The organism is Marinicella pacifica (assembly GCF_014636635.1).
Taxonomy (GTDB): domain Bacteria; phylum Pseudomonadota; class Gammaproteobacteria; order Xanthomonadales; family Marinicellaceae; genus Marinicella; species Marinicella pacifica.
This window is the reverse complement of sequence record NZ_BMEO01000010.1, coordinates 39,822-60,272: the sequence shown is the minus strand read 5'-3', so window position 1 is coordinate 60,272 and position 20,451 is coordinate 39,822. Positions and strand designations below refer to the sequence as shown.

Sequence of the window (20,451 nt, the reverse complement as noted above, 5' to 3'; positions counted from 1 at the left end):
TACACAGGTGAGAAAATATTGACAATTATATTGGCGATATCCGATTTTTTTCTCAGGCCATAACTGCGATAATGGCAGATCATTAAGTAATACAAAAAACTTTTGGAGCACACAATGGATGACAACAAAAAGAAAGCCCTGGCTGCCGCCTTGGGCCAGATAGACAAACAATTCGGAAAAGGTTCGGTGATGCGTATGGGTGATAACCGCGCTTTGACCACCGATGTTTATTCCACCGGATCGCTGGGTTTGGATGTGGCTTTGGGGATTGGTGGACTGCCCCGGGGGCGGGTGGTTGAAATTTACGGTCCTGAATCCAGCGGTAAAACCACCTTGACCTTACATGCGGTGGCTGAATGTCAGAAAAAAGGCGGTACCGCGGCTTTTATTGATGCTGAGCACGCTCTGGATCCCATATATGCCGAAAAATTAGGCGTAAATATTGACGATTTATTGGTTTCGCAACCGGATACCGGTGAAGAATCTTTGGAAATATGTGATATGTTGGTTCGATCCGGTGCCGTTGATCTGGTGGTCATTGACTCGGTGGCCGCCTTAACCCCCAAAGCAGAAATTGAAGGTGAAATGGGTGATTCTCATATGGGATTGCAAGCGCGCTTAATGTCACAGGCTTTGCGAAAACTGACTGGAAATATCAAACGCACCAATTGTATGGTGATTTTTATTAACCAGATTCGTATGAAAATCGGTGTGATGTTTGGCAGCCCCGAAACCACCACCGGCGGTAATGCACTGAAATTTTATTCATCAGTGCGTTTGGATATCAGACGCATCGGTGCGATTAAAAAAGGCGATGAGGTGATTGGTAATGATACCCGGGTCAAGGTGGTAAAAAACAAACTGGCACCGCCTTTCAAACAAGCACAATTTGAAATTTTGTACGGGCAGGGTATATCTTTGCTTGGTGAATTGATTGATCTCGGGGTTGAACACAATCTGGTGTCCAAAGCCGGTGCTTGGTACAGTTATGGTGAGACCCGCATTGGTCAGGGCAAGGAAAATGCCAAACAATATTTTAAAGATAACCCTGAACAGGCCGCTGAACTTGAAGCCAAAATACGCGACATATTGTTGCCAAAAGCAGAGGATGTCAAAGCCCAACAAGCTGAACAAACTGAACAAGAAGCTGAGTAATGACAGCAATTGATGCTGACCAACTGGCCAAAGCCAAATCTTCGGCGATGGCCTCGCTGGCTATGCGTGAACACAGTGTGCTTGAACTGCAGCAAAAATTAGCGCGTAAAAATTTTACGGCTGCGGTGATTGACCAGGTGGTGACTGAACTGCAACAGCAGAATTTTCTGAGTAATGAGCGCTTTGCCGAGGTGTATTGGCGTCAACGCGCCGAAAAGGGTTTTGGTCCTGTTAAAATCAGCCTGGAATTACAGCAAAAAGGGCTTGAGGAAGCAATCATTGAGCATGGTTTAGTCGCTGCTGAGGTCGATTTTGAGGCGTTGATTGAACGGGTTTATCAAAAAAAATACCACAATAAACCCTGCCGGGATCTTAAAGATAAAGCCAGACGACAGGGGTTTTTGTTCCGCCGCGGATTTCCTGCTGATGCCATCCGATCCGTATTGGATTAAAGTGATGGACATTGATTTTGACGGCAGACATATTTGGCATCCGTACAGTGCCATGCCGGCACAATCAAACGCGTTGCCGGTGGTTTCAGCTGACGGTGTTTATTTGACGCTGGAAAACGGCCGGCGTTTAATCGATGGCATGTCTTCCTGGTGGGCCTGTATCCACGGTTATAACCACCCGGTCCTAAACGCTGCCATACAATCACAGTTGAGCCAAATGGCACATGTGATGTTTGGTGGTTTAACCCATGAGCCCGCCATTTCTCTGGCCAAACGGCTGATTGATATCACCGCAGAACCCCTACAGCATGTGTTTTTTGCCGATTCTGGATCTGTGGGGGTGGAAGTGGCCATGAAAATGGCCGCGCAATATTGTTTCGAGCAAGGTTTTTACAATAAAAAACGCTTTCTGACTTTCAGACAAGGCTATCACGGCGACACTTTTGGCGCCATGTCTGTGTGCGATCCGGTAACCGGCATGCACCACAAGTTTCGGCGTTTGCTCAATAACCATATTTTTATTGAATCACCCCAATGTGGCTTTCATCAGCAATGGGCTGATCACTATATCACTGAACTTGAAGTGCATTTAAGCCAACATCATGAGGAAATTATTGCGGTTATTGTGGAACCGGTGGTGCAGGGTGCTGGGGGAATGAATTTCTATCATCCCAATTATCTGAAAAAAGCCCGTGTGCTGTGTGATCGTTATGATGTGTTGCTGATTTTTGATGAAATTGCCACCGGTTTTGGCCGCACTGGCGAACTGTTTGCTTATCAACATGCTCAGGTGGTACCGGATATTTTGGTGTTGGGGAAAGCCCTGACCGGCGGTTACATGACTTTATCGGCAGTGCTCACAAACAGCCGTGTGGCTGAAGGTATTAATGAGCCGTTTATGCACGGCCCCACTTTTATGGCCAACCCACTGGCCTGTGCGGTGGCCCGGGCGGCCATTGATTTGTTGCTCAGTGGTGGCTGGCAAATCAACATCAAACGCCTGGAAAAACAGTTAACCCGACAACTGGCTGCCTGTGCTGATTTAAAAGGTGTGAAATCAGTACGTGTTCTGGGAGCCATTGGCGTGATTGAATTGCATCAAGAACCTAATTGGTCAGATGTTCAAAACCAGTTAGTGACAAATGGCGTGTGGCTCAGGCCGTTTAAAAATTTGCTTTATACCATGCCACCTTATATCATTAATGAACAACAACTGACCTATTTAACCGAAACCATTTATAAAACACTGAGTCAATTATGATTACTTTATTGTCACCTTCTAAAGGCCAAAATTTTGATCCATCTGAAGTAACAGCACACAGTCAGCCACAACTGTTGTCTCAAAGCAAAAAGCTGATGGTGGCATTAAAAAAAATGTCGCCATCTGAAATTCAATCCCTGATGTCGGTCAGTGAACGCCTGGCGGAATTAAATTATGAACGTTTCCGGCAATTTAGTACACCCTTTAAATTGGGCGCGGCCAAACAAGCGGTGCTGGCGTTTCAGGGCGATGTGTATAGTGGCTTAAAAGCCGAAGATATGGATTATGATGACCTTGAGTTTGCGCAGAATCATCTGAGGATTCTGTCCGGTTTATACGGTTATTTAAACCCCCTGGATCTGATCATGCCTTACCGGTTGGAAATGAAAACCCAATTAGCGGTCAACGGCCATGAAAATTTATACCAGTTTTGGGGCGATATCATCACAGATTGTTTGAATACTGAGTGCTCAGATAAGGATACGGTCATTAACCTGGCATCCAATGAATACTTTAAAGCCGTTAAACCAAAAAAACTGAACAGTAAAATAATCACCATCAACTTTAAAGACACCAAAGACGGTAAAACCCGGGTGGTGGCCATTTATGCCAAAATTGCCCGCGGTGCCATGGCGCGTGCCATCATTAAAAACCGGATTAATCAGCCTGAGGACATCAAGCAGCTGGTTGTGGATGACTACCGATTTCAAAAAGATTTATCAACAGACGATGCATGGGTATTTATCCGTAAACAGCCCAAACCTAAGACTTAAATCGCAACTGAGAAGAGGGTTTTGCAAAATAAAAACCCTGATAAAAATCACAATCCAGCGACTGTAAAAATTCATATTGTGACCGGGTTTCGACACCCTCGGCCACAACATCCAATTGAATAGCTCGGGCCATGGCGATAATGCTTTTGATCATGGCCGTATGTTCTGTGTTATTGGGTACATCTTCAATAAATGACTGGTCAATTTTTATTTTGTCAATCGGCAGTTGTTTTAACTGGGTAAAAGAAGAATAACCGGTTCCAAAATCATCGATGGCAATCCGAATACCCATTAATTTAAGTTGGTTTAAGATGTCAGCGGCCTGTTTACTTTCATACATGGCAATCGACTCTGTTATCTCAAGTTCCAGCATCCCGGGTTTAATGGCGTACTGGTTAATTAATCGGCTGATGTTGTCAATAAACCGGCGGTCTTTTAATTGACTGACGGATAAATTGGCGCTGATATAAAAAGACTGACCGGAATGACTGGTATGATGTTGCTGAATGGTCTGACAAACCCGTTCAAACACCCAATAGCCGAATTCGGGCATCAGTGAAGATTGCTCAATGATGGGAATAAACGTATCGGGCATCAAAAGCCCACGTTTCGGGTGCTGCCACCGCGCTAAAGCCTCCCATCCGTTACAATTATTTTCGCTGAAGGTGACAATGGGTTGGTAAACCAGTTTAATATCATCATTTTTTAAGGCCTGGTGAATATCTGTTTCTAAAGTATGCCGTTCTTTGACCGCCTGTTCCATGTATTGATGGAACACCCTAATGCGACTGCGGCCACGGTTTTTTGCTTCATATAATGCGGTGTCTGCCCGTTGCAACAACAACGAAACCCGGTTACCGTCACGCGGATAGAGACTCAAGCCGATACAAGCGGTAACGTGATAGGTTTTGTTATGATACACAATGGGTTCTGAGATGCGTTCGCAGATAACTTCAGCGCATTTTACCGCTTTGTTTTGAGCCATTTCAGCGTTTTCATTCAGGTTGGAAAGATGAACCAGAAAAACATTGCTGCTGAGACGTCCCACCAGATCGTTGGTTCGCGCTAAATTTGACAGGCGTTCAGCCACTGTTTTTAAAATGATGTCACCCAGACGGTGCCCTTGCGCATCGTTTAGGGTTTTAAAATGGTCAATATCAATAAACAGCAGTGCGCCATGACAGCTTTTATCAGCACATTCATCAATCCCTTGCTGTAAGTGCTGACGAATCAGGTTAATGTTGGCCAGCCCGGTTAATTCATCGTGTTCAACCAAGTGTTTAATCTGATGTTCAAAATTCCTGATATCGGTCATATCGACCGCTACTGTCAGGAGTAGCCGTGATTTTCCGGTGTCATCACTGAGCCAGGTTTTAGAAACCATTAAGTTTCTCATTTGCTCCTGGTCATTGACGACCTTGACATCATTATAAACAATATTGGACGCGGAGTCGTTTTCAATTAAGCCTTTGTATTTTTGGTTTTGGGCAACAAACTGGTAAATATTTAAAGGCCCTGTATCCATAATGGCTAAGCCGAAAAATTCAGATGCACTGTGATTGATAAGCAACACATCGCCCTGGTTGTTGTGCAAAAAGATAAGGTGCGGCATGTGGTTTATAATCTGCCTTAACTGTTTGCGCTGCGCCATAATTACCGCGGTGGATTTATGAAATTTATGGTGGTATAAAACGGCGGCAATGAGGGCGCCCAAGGCCACCAGCAATACTGAAAACAGGCTGTAATACAGCCATTGGGGCAGTGGTTTATCAGATGCGACGTCCAGCCATTTTTGTCGGGTTTTATAGTAAAAGGAATCCGGGTCTTTTTTCCATTCCTGCAAGCTGCGGTCATACAATGCTAAAAAAGCACGGTGACTGTCGGTATTTTGGGTGATAAATACTTTAAACGGATTAAACATAATATTACTGGCAAAAAAGTCATATTTTTTGGCCATATAAAGTCCATAGACATTGTTTGCCACAACCGCATCCGCTTTACCCGATGCCAACAGGTTGAACACTTCATCATAGGAGTTGCTGTAAACGGACTGGACGCTCACTTCAAATTGATTACAATGCCGTAAAAAATTTTCACCATTGATGCCGCCGTTTAACATGGCCACTGTTTTACCGTTCAGGTCCAGAATACTTTCGACTTTTGAATTAATGGGCAAAAAAACCTGTCCCCACACATTGGCAAATGATTCGTTGCTGTAAATAAGTGAGCGCGCCCGTTCTTTTGTGAAACCGAGACCAGGTAAGATGTCGATGGCGCCTAATTTAGCGGCATTCAGTAAATCGGGGAATTCACCATATTGCCATGTGATATTAAGTTTGTGTTGTTGGGCAATATGATTCAACAAGTCAACAATAAAGCCGTCGGGTTGATTTTTTTCATTCAGAAAACCCAAAGGTGGTGCGTGAAAAAAGCCGATGGTCCAATGTTGTTTTTCTAACGCGGTCGATGCAGTGACGTGATTGTTGCTGGAATCTGATGTCTGAGTGAGGGTTGTTTGTTGTTGCGCAAGTGCGACACTGCTTAACCAAAAGCCGAATAAAAAAAGCTTTCGAATGTGCAAAATTCTGCGCACGTTAACCTCATAAGTTCAATTTAATATCATAACCGATTTAGTCATGAAATTGTGGAATTTCTAAAATTCATCTTTCCATTGTCGCAAATGCGCAAAACAATCGACTGCATTGTTAATGGGTCTGTTTAATTGTGACTCAAGCTGTTGCCGAAATATGGGGTTGTGGCAGCGTAAAAACGGATTGATTTTTTTTTCGGTACCCAGTTGAGACGGTAAACTGGGTTGATTACTTTTTCGGATTATATCAACCCTGCGACAAAAATCTGCCAATGCTATGGAGTCAGGTTCCACCGCACGTGCAAAACGTCCGTTGGACTGGGTGTATTCATGTCCGCAATAAACGTTTAAATGATCGGGTAAAGCCATGATTTTATCCAGTGATTCAACAAACATGGCCGGATGGCCTTCGAACATGCGACCACAACCCAGCGAGAATAAGGTGTCACCGCAGAACAGCCAATCATCGTTATAAAAAGCAATGTGACTTAAAGTATGACCGGGAATAAATAAAATTTGCAATCGACGATTCAAAGTATCCATATCAACCCAGTCTGCTTCGCTGAGTCGCCGTACATCGCCGTCAATACGATCATCATCCGGACCCCAGGCCGGACAGTTATGCTGATGTTGTAATTCAACGAGACCACCGACATGATCATGGTGGTGATGGGTGATTAAAATACCCGATAGTGTCAATTGTTTATTTTCTAAATACGCATTCACAGGGCGTGACTGACCCGGATCGACCACATAACAGTGTTGGTCGTTGTGAATTGCCCAAATATAATTATCATTGAAAGCTTCAAGCGGTGTTATCTGAATCGTCATGTTATGATTTTACTTTTTGACAGCGACCTTTATAATGCTCCTAATCTCATCTGCTTGCAAGCCACAGATATAATCGTTTTGAGCGCCTCACTTAAACACATCAGTATTTTTACCGACGGATCCTGCCTTGGAAACCCGGGACCCGGTGGCTGGGCCGCGCTGTTAAAATACAATGGGCATGAGAAATTAATCAGTGGTGGTGAAGAGAATTCCACCAATAACCGCATGGAATTGACAGCCGTCATCCAGGCCCTAAAAAAATTGCGTCATGCCTGTGACATTCAGCTCCACACTGATTCTAAATACGTTATGGATGGCGCCACCCGCTGGATTCATAACTGGCGCCGTAACGGCTGGCGAAACAGCCAGAAAAAACCGGTAAAAAATGCCGAATTATGGCAACAATTAGATACACTGTGTCAAAACCACCAAATCCAGTGGCATTGGGTCAAAGCCCATGCGGGCCATGAATTCAATGAACAGGTTGATGAAGCCGCCAGACAGCAAGCCATGCAAATTCAGCAAAAATCACAATCATGACTGAAAAAAGACTTATTATGCTCGACACCGAAACCACCGGGCTAAAACCCGAAGCCGGTCACCGGGTCATAGAAATTGGTGCGGTTGTATTGGAAAACCGTCAGTTAACAAGACATACGTACCATCAATACCTCAACCCTGAATTTGCAGTCGATCAGGGCGCTCTGGAAGTGCATGGTATCAGCAATGATTTTTTGCAGGATAAACCTTGTTTTCATGAAGTGGTGAATGATTTTATAGCATTTATCCACGGCGCCGTGTTGGTGATGCACAATGCCCCTTTCGACGTTAAATTCTTAAACAACGAACTGAAATTGTGTGGTTACGGACAACAATTAGAGCAGGTGGCTGAGGTGGTTGACAGCCTGGTGATTGCCAAACAAAAATACCCCGGTGCCCGCAATAGCCTGGATGCCTTATGCAAACGCTATGGCATCAATAACGCACACCGCACCTTACACGGCGCGTTGTTGGATGCACAAATTTTGGCGCAAGTTTATTTGGCCATGACAGGTGGCCAAACCAAGTTGGATTTATCGATGCAGCAGGAAGATGCCGCGCAGCAACTCAAATTTAATTTAGCCGACCTGCCGCCATTGGTCACTGTTGAGCCCAGTGCCGAAGAACTGCAACAGCACCAAGCCTGGTTACAAAAACACATGCAAAAATAACCTGACCATCGGCCCGAATTCATGAATGCCTTTTCGCAGGTGTATTTCATCAAATATTCAGGTTAAAATAGAGCGTTTATTTTAACCTGATTAAACACATGTTAGACCCACAATTACTGCGCGACAATCTCCCCGGCGTGGCCAAAAAATTAGCTGACCGCGGCTATCAGTTAGACGTTCAAGCCTGGCAGTCATTAGAAGACCGCCGCAAAGCCCTGCAGATTGAAACTGAATCCTTACAAAGTCAACGTACCCAAATCTCAAAATCCATCGGTCAGGCCAAAGCCAAAGGCGAGGACATGCAGCCCTTACTCGATCAGGTTGCCGGTCTGGGTGACCAATTAGATCAGTCAAAAGCCGCCTTGCAGGACATTTTCGCCGAAATGGAACAGGTAACCCTGTATCTGCCAAATCTGGCGCAGGAAGATGTGCCGGTGGGACAGGATGAAGCGGATAATGTTGAAATCCGCACCTGGGGCACGCCACCGACTTTTGATTTTGCAGTCAAAGACCATGTGGACTTAGGGGCCGTCAGTGGATTTATGGACGCCGAAGCCGCCGCCACCTTATCCGGTTCCCGCTTTACCGTATTATCCCGGGACCTGGCTCGACTGCAGCGGGCGCTAACCCAGTTTATGCTGGACACCCACATTAACGAACATGGTTATGATGAATTTTATGTGCCTTATCTGGTTAATGACCAGGCCATGCTCGGCAGTGGTCAGTTGCCCAAATTTGCTGACGATGCCTTTATCACCGAAGATGGCCGCTTCCTGATTCCCACCGCTGAAGTGCCGCTCACCAATTTAGTGGCCAACCACATTTTGGACAGTGATGCCTTACCGATTAAAATGACCGCCCACACCCCGTGCTTCAGACGCGAAGCCGGCAGTTACGGTAAAGACACCAAAGGCATGATTCGCCAACATCAGTTTGATAAAGTGGAAATGGTACAAATCGTCCATCCCGAAGAATCCAACCAGGCGCTGGAAGACATGACAAACCACGCCGAAAATATCCTCAAAGCCCTAAAATTACCCTACCGTGTCATTATTCTGTGCACCGGCGACATGGGTTTTTCCGCTGCCAAAACCTACGACATCGAAGTCTGGGTACCGGCCCAAAACACCTACCGCGAAATTTCCTCCTGCTCCAATTGCGAAGACTTCCAGGCACGCCGCATGCAAGCCCGCTTCCGAACACCTGAGCAAAAGAAACCACAACTGGTACATACTTTAAATGGTTCGGGTTTGGCCGTTGGGCGAACATTATTAGCCGTGATGGAAAATTATCAAAACCAAAACGGCAGCATCCGCGTACCCGAAGTTTTACAACCCTATATGGGTGGTGAACAAGTGATTAACCGGGCTGAATAACACACACGCAGCAGACAATTGAGTCCTGAGTGGCACGACCTGCCGAGCTAATTAAGGCGGGCGAATGAAATCATATAGTGTTACAAAGAAAAAAAGTTGTCTGCAATTTAAATGTCAGGATTGATTGGGTTTGACGACCTTAATAACCAAAGAATACGGTGAAAAGGTCAAAACGCTGAGTTATGATGCTTTTATTCGTCTCCTCCATGAGACTCCCCCTTTCAAGGCTGGCGATTTTTTGGTAAACCGAGAAACGGAATAAATAATCATGAACAATAATCATGGACAGTCATCATATGAAGGTCGTAAAACGAGCCATGATGCTAAATTTTGACGCAAAATAATACCTGAAACTGGGTGTTTTTGGGGTGTTTAGTTTGATTAAGGTTTGGAATGCCTTGAAAAAATATTATTAGGTGGTTTTCTCTAACAATAATCATGGACAGTCATCATATGAAAACTAATCGGGGACAGGCATCACGATAGGGTGTAAGTTTATAAGCTATGATAAACATGGACAGTCATGATAAACATGGACAGTCATCCGATGATAAACATGGACAGTCATCCGATAAAAATGCGATAAAAATGGACAGTCATCAGTTGAAGGTCGTAAAACGAGCCATGATGCTAAATTTTGACGCAAAATAATACCTGAAACTGGGTGTTTTTGGGGTGTTTAGTTTGATTAAGGTTTGGAATGCCTTGAAAAAATATTATTAGATGGTTTTCTCTGATTCAAGCCGAGCGGCATGGCTTCACGAACGTGAAGTGATGTAAACAAGATGTAGAATTCAGTCTATTCCAAAGCAGGTTTTAGTCGAATTCCAACTGACCATTTGCGCTTGGTTCTGGACGAGTATTCTTTCAACTGATTAACTGTTCCAACGGCAGAGTAGCCCACTGATTTAAAGCCCTTTAATTCATCAATCCATGTATCCGGATTGAGTTCTAATTCGGTCAGCGCAGAGCCTAATTTTTGAGAGATATAACCTGACTTATCCTCTCGTATTACACGCCCAGTTTGGTCAACTAAATCTATATAGCTTGAGAGGTAATAGGGAAGGTCATTATCTTCCTTTCCGAAAGGCAAGAGATCAGTCGATTGAGCTTCAATCCGTTCTTTAATAGAGGTAAATTCAGAATCACCCAAAGACTTCGCCATACAGGCTCTAATTGGATTTAAATCCACATATGCCATACAGGTCAAAAGAGCTCGCTCGTCTAACAATGCTTGACTTTTGAACCTACTTTCCCAGAAATGACCAGTGCATTGATCTTCTTCGTTAGCTTTTCGTGCAATGTGTTCATTAATTGCTTTCATATACCATGATATTGAACACAAACGTTGCCGGTATTCAGTAGCACACTTTTGAACCAGACGCATTGATGAACCATCCAGTTCGTCACCTCGTAAATAGCGCTGACACATCACGGGTAAAGAGTATAAAGATTGCCATGTGATAAGCACCTGTTTATCCGTCCAATTATCATTAGCCCCAATTTTTAAAACCAAGTGAAAATGATTATTCATAATCACATAAGAACAGACATCGATGGCGAATATTGATGTAACCTTTTTGATGCGGTCAATAAGCCATTGTCGGCGGTGCTCAAAGGACCTCCCGGTTAAGGCATCTTCACCACATAAAAAGGCTCTACGGACACATCTAGAAACGATATGATAATAGGGCGTATCTTCAACACAAATTTGCTGGCTTCTTGCTACGGTCATACAATTCTCCAAGTAAAAACACCATTTTGCGGCGTTAAAACTCAAAAATCTGTAGCAATATTCTGATGGCGTGTACGAAAATGACTATAATGAGGTGACTGTCCTCGATTATTGCTGTGTTTTTGGGTAAATGACAGCGTGTCGGGTTTGGGATACAATAAATCCACTTAAATCTGAAGTTTTACTATGTCTCAACTTGTCACCTATGTGATACATCAGGGTATCGCGACCATTACCATGGATGATGGTCATGCCAATGTGGCTTCGCCGGATTTTCTGGATCAGCTTAAGCAGGCCCTGGCTGCGGCTGAGGCTGAACAGTGCGCGGTTATTTTGACCGGGCGGGCTGAGGTGTTTTGTGCCGGGTTTGATTTGAATGTATTGCGCAGCGGGGTGGGGCCGGCGTTTAAGATGTTGATGGGTGGCTTTTGGTTGATCCATCGGTTGATGGCTTATCCGCACCCGGTGGTGGTGGCTTGTAATGGGCATGCCGTGGCTTTGGGTGCGTTTATCTTGTTGGCAGGTGATTATCGTTTAGGTGTGGCCGGTGAGTATAAAATTGTGGCCAATGAAGTGAAGAACGGTCTGACCATGCCCCATTGTGCGCTGGTCTTATGTCGCTATCGCTTGAACCCTTCCCATGTTCAGCGTGCCATGCTGCTGTCTGAGGTGTTTAATGCAGAACAGGCGGTTGAGGCCGGGTTTTTGGATGCGGTTGTGGCGACCGATAAATTGTTACCAAGCGCTGAGCGTTTGGCGAAGGAATACCTTGCACTGAATCAAGCAGCGCACAGTGACAGTAAATTACGCATGAGAAAATCACTTTTGCGCCGGCTCAAACGTGCCATTAAGGCAGACCGACGCGGCTTTGTGTTGATGGGTTTACGGCGTCTGTTGGTGAAAACTAAAAAGTAGTCAAGCCAGGGATTTTAATGAATGCAGCCAAAAGCGTTAAATAATAACAGAAGTGACTAAGGCGGTTTGTTGGACCCGGTTGCACAGATGTGAAGCAGTGTGCTTTTATTGAAGCTCTATGCTTTGTTTTGTTGCTTGATGCCCGGTGTTTGCATATAATAAATATCGACTTATACGGTAAATGATTATGAAACTGCACTTTCCGCACGGCGAACACCCCGACGTTATGTTGGAAAACGGACAATACACCATTGGTGGTGATAATGCCGCTGATATTACCATTGAAGACAAGGGCCTGGCTAATATTCATTTAACCATTACGGTTAAGGGGTCGGATTATTCCGTGTCCATTCCCGGAGAAGCCAGTTTGGTCTCCATCAACGGTAAGTTGGTCAAGGATGAAAAGGAAGTGCGGGCCGGTGACTTATTGATTGCTTCTCAGGTGCATATGAAGCTTATGGATTCTGTGGAAAAAGCGTCTCATGCAGATGACGGTAAAACCCGCATTCGCATGGCCTTACCGCAGTTTATTTTACGCGGGGTGTCGGGGGCTTATTTTGGGAAAACCTATCCGCTGCGCGGTACCACCACCATCGGCCGTCATTCTGACTGTCATATTTGTGTCAATGCCGAAGGTGTGTCACGGCGACATATGCAAATTGATGCCGATGCCACCGGTCTGGTGATCAAGGATTTAGATTCTTCCAATGGTACTTTTGTTAACGGCGAAAAAATTAAGACGCGAGAGTTACAGGTGGGTGATGAAATTCGTATCGATAACATCCGTTTCCTGGTACAGACCCCGGGTATGGGTGATCCCACTTTAGATCAGGGTGGCGGAAAATCCAAACCCAAACCCAAAGCGACTGCGGTAGAACAAGACAATTCGGGAAGTGGTGCCGTTAAATGGCTGGTAACCATCGTGATTTTGGGCGGTGCTGTTGCGGCAGCCTGGTATTTCGGTTACCTGGATGGCCTGTTAAAATAATTCTCAGGGTTACCGATGAGGGCCCTTTTTTTGTTTCAATCTATTTTGCCGATGACTTGGTCGTTTCTGTGAGCAAGTCAAGGCAGTGACAAACTTATGACAGATACCTTAGAAAATTTTGAGACCATTGCGTTGTCTGTGGACGGAGCGGTGGCCCGAATTTATTTGAATCGCCCCGATAAACTCAATGCATTTAATGCACAAATGCATGAAGAACTGCAAACCGTTTTGGCTGAACTGGCCCATAAGGATGACTTGCGTTGTGTGTTACTGAGTGGTCACGGGCGTGGTTTTTGTGCCGGTCAGGATTTGGCGGAACGTCAAACCCATGGGGATAAAAAACTTGATTTAGGCGACACCCTTGATCAGGGGTTTAACCGCAGCATCCGGTTGCTCAAACGCATCAAAGTGCCGGTAGTCTGTGCGGTCAATGGGGTGGCAGCCGGTGCCGGTGCGAACCTGGCTTTGAACTGTGATATTGTGGTGGCCAAGCAGTCGGCGCGGTTTATTCAGTCTTTTTCATCCATCGGACTTATACCCGATTGTAACGGTACCTGGGCTTTACCTAAACTGGTGGGATTGGCGCGTGCCAAAGCCATCACCATGCTGGCAATGCCTGTGGATGCTGAGCAGGCTGAAAGCTGGGGCATGATTTATGCATCGGTTCGCGATGAGGTATTTGATGAGTGGGTGGAAGCGCGTGTGCAGGAACTGGCAAAACGACCGACCAAAGCATTAAGTCAGATTAAAAATTTGCTGGATGAATCTTATCAGAATGATTTTGATGCGCATCTTGAACGGGAGCGTAATGCCCAGCGTTTGTGTGGTTTGAGTCATGACTTTCGAGAGGGGGTGGCTGCTTTTAATGAGAAAAGAAAACCACAATTTAAGGGTCATTGATCATGCGTTTTAACCTGGCTGTTTTGGGTGCCGGCACCATGGGCATCGGTATTGCAGAAGTGGCGGCGGCCCATGGTTGCCGGGTGAAATTGTATGACATTGATTCAAATGCTGTCAAAGCGGCCATCGACGGCTTGTCATTGCGGCTGGATAAACGCATTGAAAAAGGCAAAATTGATGACGCCGATAAACAAGCGGTGTTGGGCCACATCACTTCGGTAAATGATTTGGCTGAATTAAAAGGTTCTGAGCTGGTGATTGAAGCGGTGGTGGAAAGCCTGTCGGTTAAACAAGATCTGTTTAAACAACTGGAACAAATATGTGATAAAAATACACTGCTGGCTTCTAACACCTCTTCAATCTCTATCACGGCAATTGCCGCTGTTTTAACGCACCCTGAACGGGTGTTGGGCTTGCATTTTTTTAATCCGGCACCGGTTATGAAACTGGTGGAGGTGGTGGCCGGCTTAAAAACAGATCAGGCGGTGCTCAAGCAAGCCACTGAGTGGATGCGCGAATGGGGTAAAATTCCGGTCCGGGCCCAATCCACACCGGGCTTTATCGTTAACCGGGTGGCCCGGCCTTTTTATGGGGAAGCCTTAAAAATTAAACAAGAACAACTGGCAGATGTACATCACCTTGATGCCGCTTTGAAAGAAGCCGCCGGTTTTCGTATGGGGCCTTTTAGTCTGATGGATCTGATCGGCATTGATGTGAATTATCAGGTCAGTCAGACCGTTTACAAAGCGATGTTTAATGACCCGCGCTACCGGCCGTCTTTACTACAATCTGAAATGGTGGCAGCCGGTCTGCTTGGGCGTAAGTCAGGGCGGGGGTTTTATTCATATCATCAAAAGGATAGCGAGCAAGCCTCACCTTTTTTATCATCTCAGAAACAGCTGCCGAATCAAATTCAGCTCAACCCGTCAGAACATCCTTTTGAGCAATTACTGAGCCCATTCAAAACGGTCTGTGCGGTGACAAGCGGTTCGTTGAATCAAGTGGGTGAGACGGTGTTGTTTCAGACCGTTGGTCACCGGGCTGAATCCTTAGCGCAGCAACTTAAAAAACCCGTGTGCCTGGTGGATTGGTCATTTGATTACAGCCACGCAGAAGCGGTGAATCTGTGTTTTAGCACCGACGTGAGTGACAATGATAAAAATCACATCATGGCTTTATTCCAGCACATTGGAAAACAGGTGTTGGTGACCGAAGATTCACCCGGTATGATCAACGCCCGGGTGATGTCGATGTTAATTAACGAAGCCGCCGATGCGGTTTTTAATGGTGTGGCCTCAGCGCAGGATGTGGATCTGGCCATGCGATATGGCACCAACTACCCACAAGGACTGATTGATTATGCCGGCCAAATCGGTTGGCAAAATCCGGCATCGGTGCTGACCGAACTGTATCAATGGTTTGGTGACGACCGTTATCGGTTGTCACCGTACATCCGGAGACAATTATGACACCCGTTTATTTATGCGATGGCATTCGCACGCCGATTGGACGATTTGGCGGCGCTTTAGCATCGGTGCGACCCGATGACATGTTGGCGTACGTGATCAAAACAGTTTTAGACAAAAATCCAGACTTACCTAATGATCAGATTGATGATGTCATCGCAGGTTGTGCCAACCAGGCCGGTGAAGATAACCGTAATGTGGCCAAGATGTCGGCACTTTTGGCCGGTTTACCGACCAACGTACCGGGTGTGACTGTTAATCGACTCTGTGCTTCGGGATTGGATGCGGTTGCGATGGCGGCGCGTACCATCGCCTGTGGCGATGCCGAAGTTATTATTGCCGGTGGTGTTGAGTCTATGTCACGGGCACCGTGGGTCATGGCCAAACCCGAGCAGGCTTTTTCACGACAACCTGAAATCTATGACACCACCATTGGCTGGCGGTTTATCAACCCGAAATTACAGCAACAGTACGGCACCGATTCAATGCCTGAAACCGCTGAAAATGTGGCCAAAGCACATAACATCAGCCGGCAAGACCAGGATGTGTTTGCTTATAACAGTCAACAAAAAACCCACCGGGCGCAACAAAACGGCTATTTCAATGATGAAATCGTGCCGGTGCGTATCCCGCAGCGCAAAGGTGATGATAAAATTGTTGCGCAGGATGAACACCCCAGAAGTGACACCCGGTTAGAAAAACTGGCCCAATTACGCACACCGTTCCGGGACAATGGCTGTGTCACCGCCGGTAACGCTTCCGGCGTCAATGATGGTGCGGCAGCCCTGCTGATTGCATCACAACAGGCAGTAGAACAGTATGGTTTAAAACCGATGGTGAAAATCTGTGGTGCCCGGGTGGCCGGGGTGGAGCCGCGGGTGATGGGTATGGGCCCGGTCCCGGCCACTGAACAATTGCTCAAGGCCCACGGCTTGAGCATCAATGACATGGATGTGATTGAACTCAATGAAGCCTTTGCGGCGCAGTCTTTGGCGGTTTTAAGGGCTTTGGGTGTGGCCGATGACGACTCGCGGGTGAACCCCAACGGTGGTGCCATAGCACTGGGACACCCTCTGGGTATGAGTGGTGCGCGTCTGGCGCTGACCGCAGCTCGCCAGTTACAACTGGTCAATGGCCGATATGCGCTGGTGACCTTATGCATTGGTGTCGGACAAGGTATGGCTATGCTGCTTGAACGTGTGATTGACTGAAAATAGACCGCCGTTCTGTTAAAATATATCACCTCATTAATTAGGGTTATTTTTTATGTATTCACAAGGTTTACAAGATGCCAAAGGCGGCCCGGAACCGGAGGGCTTGTTAAAAGCCTTTCAAAAACGCATTGATAATGAAGAAAAAATTGAGCCCCGGGATTGGATGCCCGAAGCCTACCGCAAAACATTAATCCGCCAGATGTCGCAACATGCCCATTCGGAAATTGTCGGGCAACTGCCTGAAGGTAACTGGATCACCCGGGCGCCGACCTTAAAACGAAAAATGATTTTACTGGCCAAAGTTCAGGATGAAGCCGGCCATGGGTTGTATATTTATTCAGCCACCGAAACTTTGGGTATCACCCGTGAAGAAATGACCCGTCAGTTACTCAGCGGTGAAGCCAAATACTCGAGTATTTTCAATTACCCGACACCCAGCTGGGCGGACATGGGTGCCATTGGCTGGCTGGTGGATGGTGCGGCGATTATGAACCAGGTACCGCTCTGTCGCGCTTCATATGGCCCTTATGCGCGTTCCATGATCCGGATTTGTAAAGAAGAAAGTTTTCATCAGCGACAGGGATATGACATCATGACCACACTGGCCCGGGGCAGTAATGCGCAGAAAAAAATGGCGCAGGATGCCTTAAACCGATTTTGGTGGCCGGCCCTGATGATGTTCGGACCCAGTGACAAAGATTCCAAACATTCGGTACAGTCGATGCAATGGAAAATAAAACGCTTCAGCAATGACGATTTAAGGCAAAAATTTGTTGATGTGACCGTGCCACAGGCCGAGCACTTGGGGCTGACCATTCCCGATGAAGATCTGAAATGGAATGAAGAACGGGGTCATTATGACTTTGGTGAGATTGACTGGGATGAGTTTATCAATGTCATTAAAGGCAATGGACCGTGTAATAAAGAACGCTTGCGGGCCCGTCAAAAAGCCCATGATGAGGGCGAATGGGTGCGAAAAGCCGCTGAAGTTTATCAACAAAATCAACGAGATGCCGCATGAAGCTCTATGAAATATTTATCCGCCCAAAATCAGGATTAAATCACCGCCATGTGGGTTCTTTGCATGCCGCCGATGCACGGATGGCCTTGCAAAATGCCCGGGATGTGTACACCCGTAGAGAAGAAGGGGTCAGTATTTGGGTGGTGGAAGCTGCCCACATCACTGCCTCAAATCCGGAACAATCAGAGCCCTGGTTTGACCCGGCAGCGGATAAAATTTATCGTCATCCAACGTTTTATCCGTTGGACAAAGAAGTGGATAATATGTGAAGTGGATAATATGTCATGAACAAAGCACTTGAACATTATTTGTTGCGCCTGGCTGACACCGCCTTAACACAATCCCAGCGACTTGCTGAATGGTGTGGTCATGGGCCGTTTCTGGAAGAAGACATTGCCCTGACCAATGTGGCTCTGGATTTATTGGGTCATGCCAAATTATTGTATGAACAAGCGGCGGAAATTTCTGACCGTGATGTCAGCGCGGATGATTTGGCATTTTTGCGTGATGTGGATGCCTTTAAAAACCCATTACTGACAGAATTGCCACGCGGTGATTTTGCCTACACCACGTTAAAGCAATACTTTCTTGATCAGTTTAATGTGTTGCTTTACGCGGCACTTAAGGACAGTCAATATGAGCCACTGGCCGAAATCGCCACCAAGGCGCTGAAAGAAACACGTTATCACATAACCCGCAGTCGCGACTGGTGTCTGCGTTTGTCGTTAAGTACTGATGAGGCCAAACAAAAAATTCAGGCGGCACTGGATGATTTATATTTTTATACACCGGAACTGTTTGAAACAGACGACGATCTGAATCAACTGATTGCTGAATCCATTATGCCCGATTTATCGGTGTTAAAAGAACACTGGCAAGGACAGGTGGATGAATTGCTCAATGAATGTCAGTTACAGGTGCCCAAAAGTGGCTGGGTGGCCACCGGTGGTTTACGCGGTGAGCATTCTGAACATTTGGGGTATATGCTGGACGATATGCAATTCTTGCAACGGGCCTATCCAGGTTGTGAGTGGTGATGGTAATCGCTGAATCAATCACGGAAAATCTGGTCAGGCAATGGCTTGACGCGGTAAAAGACCCTGAAATTCCGGTGATATCAATACGTGATTTGGGAATTTTATATGATGTTAAGGTTGGCGGAGACGAGGTGGTGGTGTTTATTTTACCCACTTATTCAGGTTGTCCGGCTATGGATACACTGCGACAAGACATTGTTGATGTTTTGAAGCAGCACGGCCTTGAACAGGTTCGGGTCCAGCTTAAAAACAGCCCCCCCTGGACGACCGATCGTATCAGTGAACGCGGTCGTCAGCAATTGCATGATTATGGTATTGCGCCTCCACAAGACAAAAAAGGACAGCCAATCGCTTGTCCTCAATGTGGCTCCAGCCACACCATCTGCATCAGTCAATTCGGATCAACTGCCTGTAAAGCCTTGTACCGCTGTGAAGATTGTCTTGAACCCTTTGATTATTTTAAATGCCATGTCTGAATTTCATACCTTGCCGATTGCGGCCGTCAGCCAACAACCCAATGCCGTCATTTGGCATTTTGATATTCCCGCCGAATGGCAATCTGAGTACCGCCATCAGCCTGGTCAGCATCTCACCTTTAACCAAACCATTGGTGATGAACAGATTCGGCGCAGCTATTCAATTTGTTCATCTACACAACATCCCAATCGTGTCTCGGTGCTGATTAAACATATTCACGGCGGACAGTTTTCAAGCTGGGCACAGCAACAAAAAGCCGGCACTGAAATATCTGTACTACCACCCACCGGACGCTTTATCCTCAAGCCCGAAGAGGGCCAACGTTATGTCGGTTTTGCCGCCGGTGCCGGTATTACGCCGATTATGGGCATGGTTTATGCCGCGTTGGAACAAACCGAAAGCGCTGAATTTATTCTGTTTTATGGCAATAAAACCGCCGGGGATGTGCTGTTACAGGATCAGATTGCGGCATTAAAAGACCGTTATGGTCAGCGATTTAGCGTGCATTATTTTTTAACCCAGCAGCAGGTCGATGTGGCCTTTAATCAAGGTCGATTTGATAACCAAAAAGTGAAGGACATTTATCGACAAATTTTAAAACCCATTGATGTCAGCGGTTATTATGTGTGCGGTCCGGGATTAATGATTGATGACTTGTGTGCCTGTCTGGAATCTCTGGGCATTGAGAAAAGCCGCATCCATAATGAGCGCTTCTTAAGTGAAGGTCAGGCCATCAAAACAGACCGGAATCCGGCCCGGAAAGATGCCGATGTTAAGGTCACCATGGATGGTATCGAACACCAGTTTAACCTGAAAGCCGGCAGTGAAAAAACCTTATTGGAATCGGCTGAAGATGCGGGCATTGTATTACCATATTCATGCCGTGCCGGCGTTTGTGCCACCTGTCGTTGCCGTTTACTGGACGGCGAAGTGGATATGATAAACAACTATTCTTTGGAAGAATGGGAAACCAAAGCCGGTTATATCCTGAGTTGTCAGTCTTTACCCCGATCAAAAAAAATTCACATCTCATTTGACGAGTAAATTGT

Annotated in this window: 20 protein-coding genes; 17 read left to right on the top strand and 3 right to left on the bottom strand. The window is 46.1% G+C overall.

The genetic code is table 11. The annotated features are described in order from the left end of the window. The first annotated feature begins 114 nt into the window (after positions 1 to 114). The 4 genes from recA to yaaA are packed head-to-tail and all read left to right on the top strand — an operon-like array spanning position 115 to position 3,641. Positions 115 to 1,155: a recombinase RecA gene (gene recA / locus IEV16_RS10715; protein ID WP_188365704.1), complete on the top strand. Its 1,041-nt coding sequence runs from the start codon at positions 115 to 117 to the stop codon at positions 1,153 to 1,155. Next, positions 1,155 to 1,607: a regulatory protein RecX gene (locus IEV16_RS10710; RefSeq protein WP_188365703.1), complete on the top strand. Its 453-nt coding sequence runs from the start codon at positions 1,155 to 1,157 to the stop codon at positions 1,605 to 1,607. Before recA ends, IEV16_RS10710 begins: the two co-directional genes overlap by 1 nt. Further along, positions 1,582 to 2,868 carry an adenosylmethionine--8-amino-7-oxononanoate transaminase gene (gene bioA, locus IEV16_RS10705; protein WP_229728328.1) on the top strand — a complete coding sequence of 429 codons (1,287 nt, stop codon included), beginning with the start codon at positions 1,582 to 1,584 and terminating at the stop codon, positions 2,866 to 2,868. Before IEV16_RS10710 ends, bioA begins: the two co-directional genes overlap by 26 nt. Further along, the gene (yaaA, locus tag IEV16_RS10700) at positions 2,865 to 3,641 is read left to right on the top strand and encodes a peroxide stress protein YaaA (protein ID WP_188365702.1); all 777 of its coding nucleotides are present in this window, start codon (positions 2,865 to 2,867) and stop codon (positions 3,639 to 3,641) included. The genes bioA and yaaA overlap by 4 nt, the downstream gene beginning before the upstream one ends. On the opposite strand, the gene IEV16_RS10695 is transcribed toward yaaA, so the two are convergent. Further along, positions 3,631 to 6,234, bottom strand: a complete 2,604-nt coding sequence (locus IEV16_RS10695; RefSeq protein WP_188365701.1) for an EAL domain-containing protein — start codon at positions 6,232 to 6,234, stop codon at positions 3,631 to 3,633. The genes yaaA and IEV16_RS10695 overlap by 11 nt on opposite strands. A gap of 60 nt (positions 6,235 to 6,294) precedes the next feature. Next, the gene (gene gloB / locus IEV16_RS10690; protein ID WP_188365700.1) at positions 6,295 to 7,062 is read right to left on the bottom strand and encodes a hydroxyacylglutathione hydrolase; all 768 of its coding nucleotides are present in this window, start codon (positions 7,060 to 7,062) and stop codon (positions 6,295 to 6,297) included. Positions 7,063 to 7,140: 78 nt separating this feature from the next. Here gloB and rnhA point away from each other — a divergent pair, with 78 nt between their 5' ends. The 3 genes from rnhA (at position 7,141) to serS (ending at position 9,649) form a co-directional block, all read left to right on the top strand. After that, on the top strand, positions 7,141 to 7,602 hold the full coding sequence (rnhA, locus tag IEV16_RS10685) for a ribonuclease HI (RefSeq protein WP_229728327.1): 462 nt from the start codon (positions 7,141 to 7,143) through the stop codon (positions 7,600 to 7,602). Beyond that, entirely contained in the window at positions 7,599 to 8,273 is a 675-nt protein-coding gene (gene dnaQ, locus IEV16_RS10680; protein WP_188365698.1) for a DNA polymerase III subunit epsilon, read from the top strand. Before rnhA ends, dnaQ begins: the two co-directional genes overlap by 4 nt. 98 nt (positions 8,274 to 8,371) lie before the next feature. Further along, positions 8,372 to 9,649: a serine--tRNA ligase gene (gene serS / locus IEV16_RS10675; RefSeq protein WP_188365697.1), complete on the top strand. Its 1,278-nt coding sequence runs from the start codon at positions 8,372 to 8,374 to the stop codon at positions 9,647 to 9,649. Between the two features lie 799 nt (positions 9,650 to 10,448). Here the strand turns inward: serS and IEV16_RS10670 are convergent. After that, a complete protein-coding gene (locus IEV16_RS10670) occupies positions 10,449 to 11,384 on the bottom strand; it encodes a transposase (RefSeq protein WP_188365696.1) in 936 nt (311 codons plus the stop codon). A gap of 186 nt (positions 11,385 to 11,570) precedes the next feature. Between IEV16_RS10670 and IEV16_RS10665 the strand changes: the two genes are divergently transcribed. The 10 genes from IEV16_RS10665 to IEV16_RS10620 all read left to right on the top strand — a co-directional run bounded on the left by IEV16_RS10665 (position 11,571) and on the right by IEV16_RS10620 (position 20,446). After that, the gene (locus tag IEV16_RS10665) at positions 11,571 to 12,299 is read left to right on the top strand and encodes a crotonase/enoyl-CoA hydratase family protein (protein WP_188365695.1); all 729 of its coding nucleotides are present in this window, start codon (positions 11,571 to 11,573) and stop codon (positions 12,297 to 12,299) included. Positions 12,300 to 12,486: 187 nt separating this feature from the next. After that, a complete protein-coding gene (locus IEV16_RS10660; RefSeq protein ID WP_188365694.1) occupies positions 12,487 to 13,287 on the top strand; it encodes an FHA domain-containing protein in 801 nt (266 codons plus the stop codon). A gap of 96 nt (positions 13,288 to 13,383) precedes the next feature. Next, complete coding sequence (locus IEV16_RS10655; protein WP_188365693.1) at positions 13,384 to 14,187, top strand: enoyl-CoA hydratase-related protein; 804 nt, start codon at positions 13,384 to 13,386, stop codon at positions 14,185 to 14,187. A 2-nt stretch (positions 14,188 to 14,189) separates the two neighbouring features. Continuing rightward, the gene (locus tag IEV16_RS10650) at positions 14,190 to 15,656 is read left to right on the top strand and encodes a 3-hydroxyacyl-CoA dehydrogenase (RefSeq protein ID WP_188365692.1); all 1,467 of its coding nucleotides are present in this window, start codon (positions 14,190 to 14,192) and stop codon (positions 15,654 to 15,656) included. Continuing rightward, entirely contained in the window at positions 15,653 to 16,864 is a 1,212-nt protein-coding gene (gene pcaF / locus IEV16_RS10645) for a 3-oxoadipyl-CoA thiolase (RefSeq protein WP_188365691.1), read from the top strand. The genes IEV16_RS10650 and pcaF overlap by 4 nt, the downstream gene beginning before the upstream one ends. A gap of 55 nt (positions 16,865 to 16,919) precedes the next feature. Next, positions 16,920 to 17,888 carry a 1,2-phenylacetyl-CoA epoxidase subunit PaaA gene (paaA, locus tag IEV16_RS10640; RefSeq protein ID WP_188365690.1) on the top strand — a complete coding sequence of 323 codons (969 nt, stop codon included), beginning with the start codon at positions 16,920 to 16,922 and terminating at the stop codon, positions 17,886 to 17,888. After that, positions 17,885 to 18,157 carry a 1,2-phenylacetyl-CoA epoxidase subunit PaaB gene (gene paaB / locus IEV16_RS10635; RefSeq protein WP_188365689.1) on the top strand — a complete coding sequence of 91 codons (273 nt, stop codon included), beginning with the start codon at positions 17,885 to 17,887 and terminating at the stop codon, positions 18,155 to 18,157. Before paaA ends, paaB begins: the two co-directional genes overlap by 4 nt. A gap of 15 nt (positions 18,158 to 18,172) precedes the next feature. Beyond that, entirely contained in the window at positions 18,173 to 18,925 is a 753-nt protein-coding gene (paaC, locus tag IEV16_RS10630) for a 1,2-phenylacetyl-CoA epoxidase subunit PaaC (RefSeq protein WP_188365688.1), read from the top strand. Continuing rightward, complete coding sequence (gene paaD / locus IEV16_RS10625; protein WP_188365722.1) at positions 18,925 to 19,401, top strand: 1,2-phenylacetyl-CoA epoxidase subunit PaaD; 477 nt, start codon at positions 18,925 to 18,927, stop codon at positions 19,399 to 19,401. The genes paaC and paaD overlap by 1 nt, the downstream gene beginning before the upstream one ends. Then, on the top strand, positions 19,394 to 20,446 hold the full coding sequence (locus IEV16_RS10620) for a 2Fe-2S iron-sulfur cluster-binding protein (protein ID WP_188365687.1): 1,053 nt from the start codon (positions 19,394 to 19,396) through the stop codon (positions 20,444 to 20,446). The genes paaD and IEV16_RS10620 overlap by 8 nt, the downstream gene beginning before the upstream one ends. Positions 20,447 to 20,451: the final 5 nt, after the last annotated feature.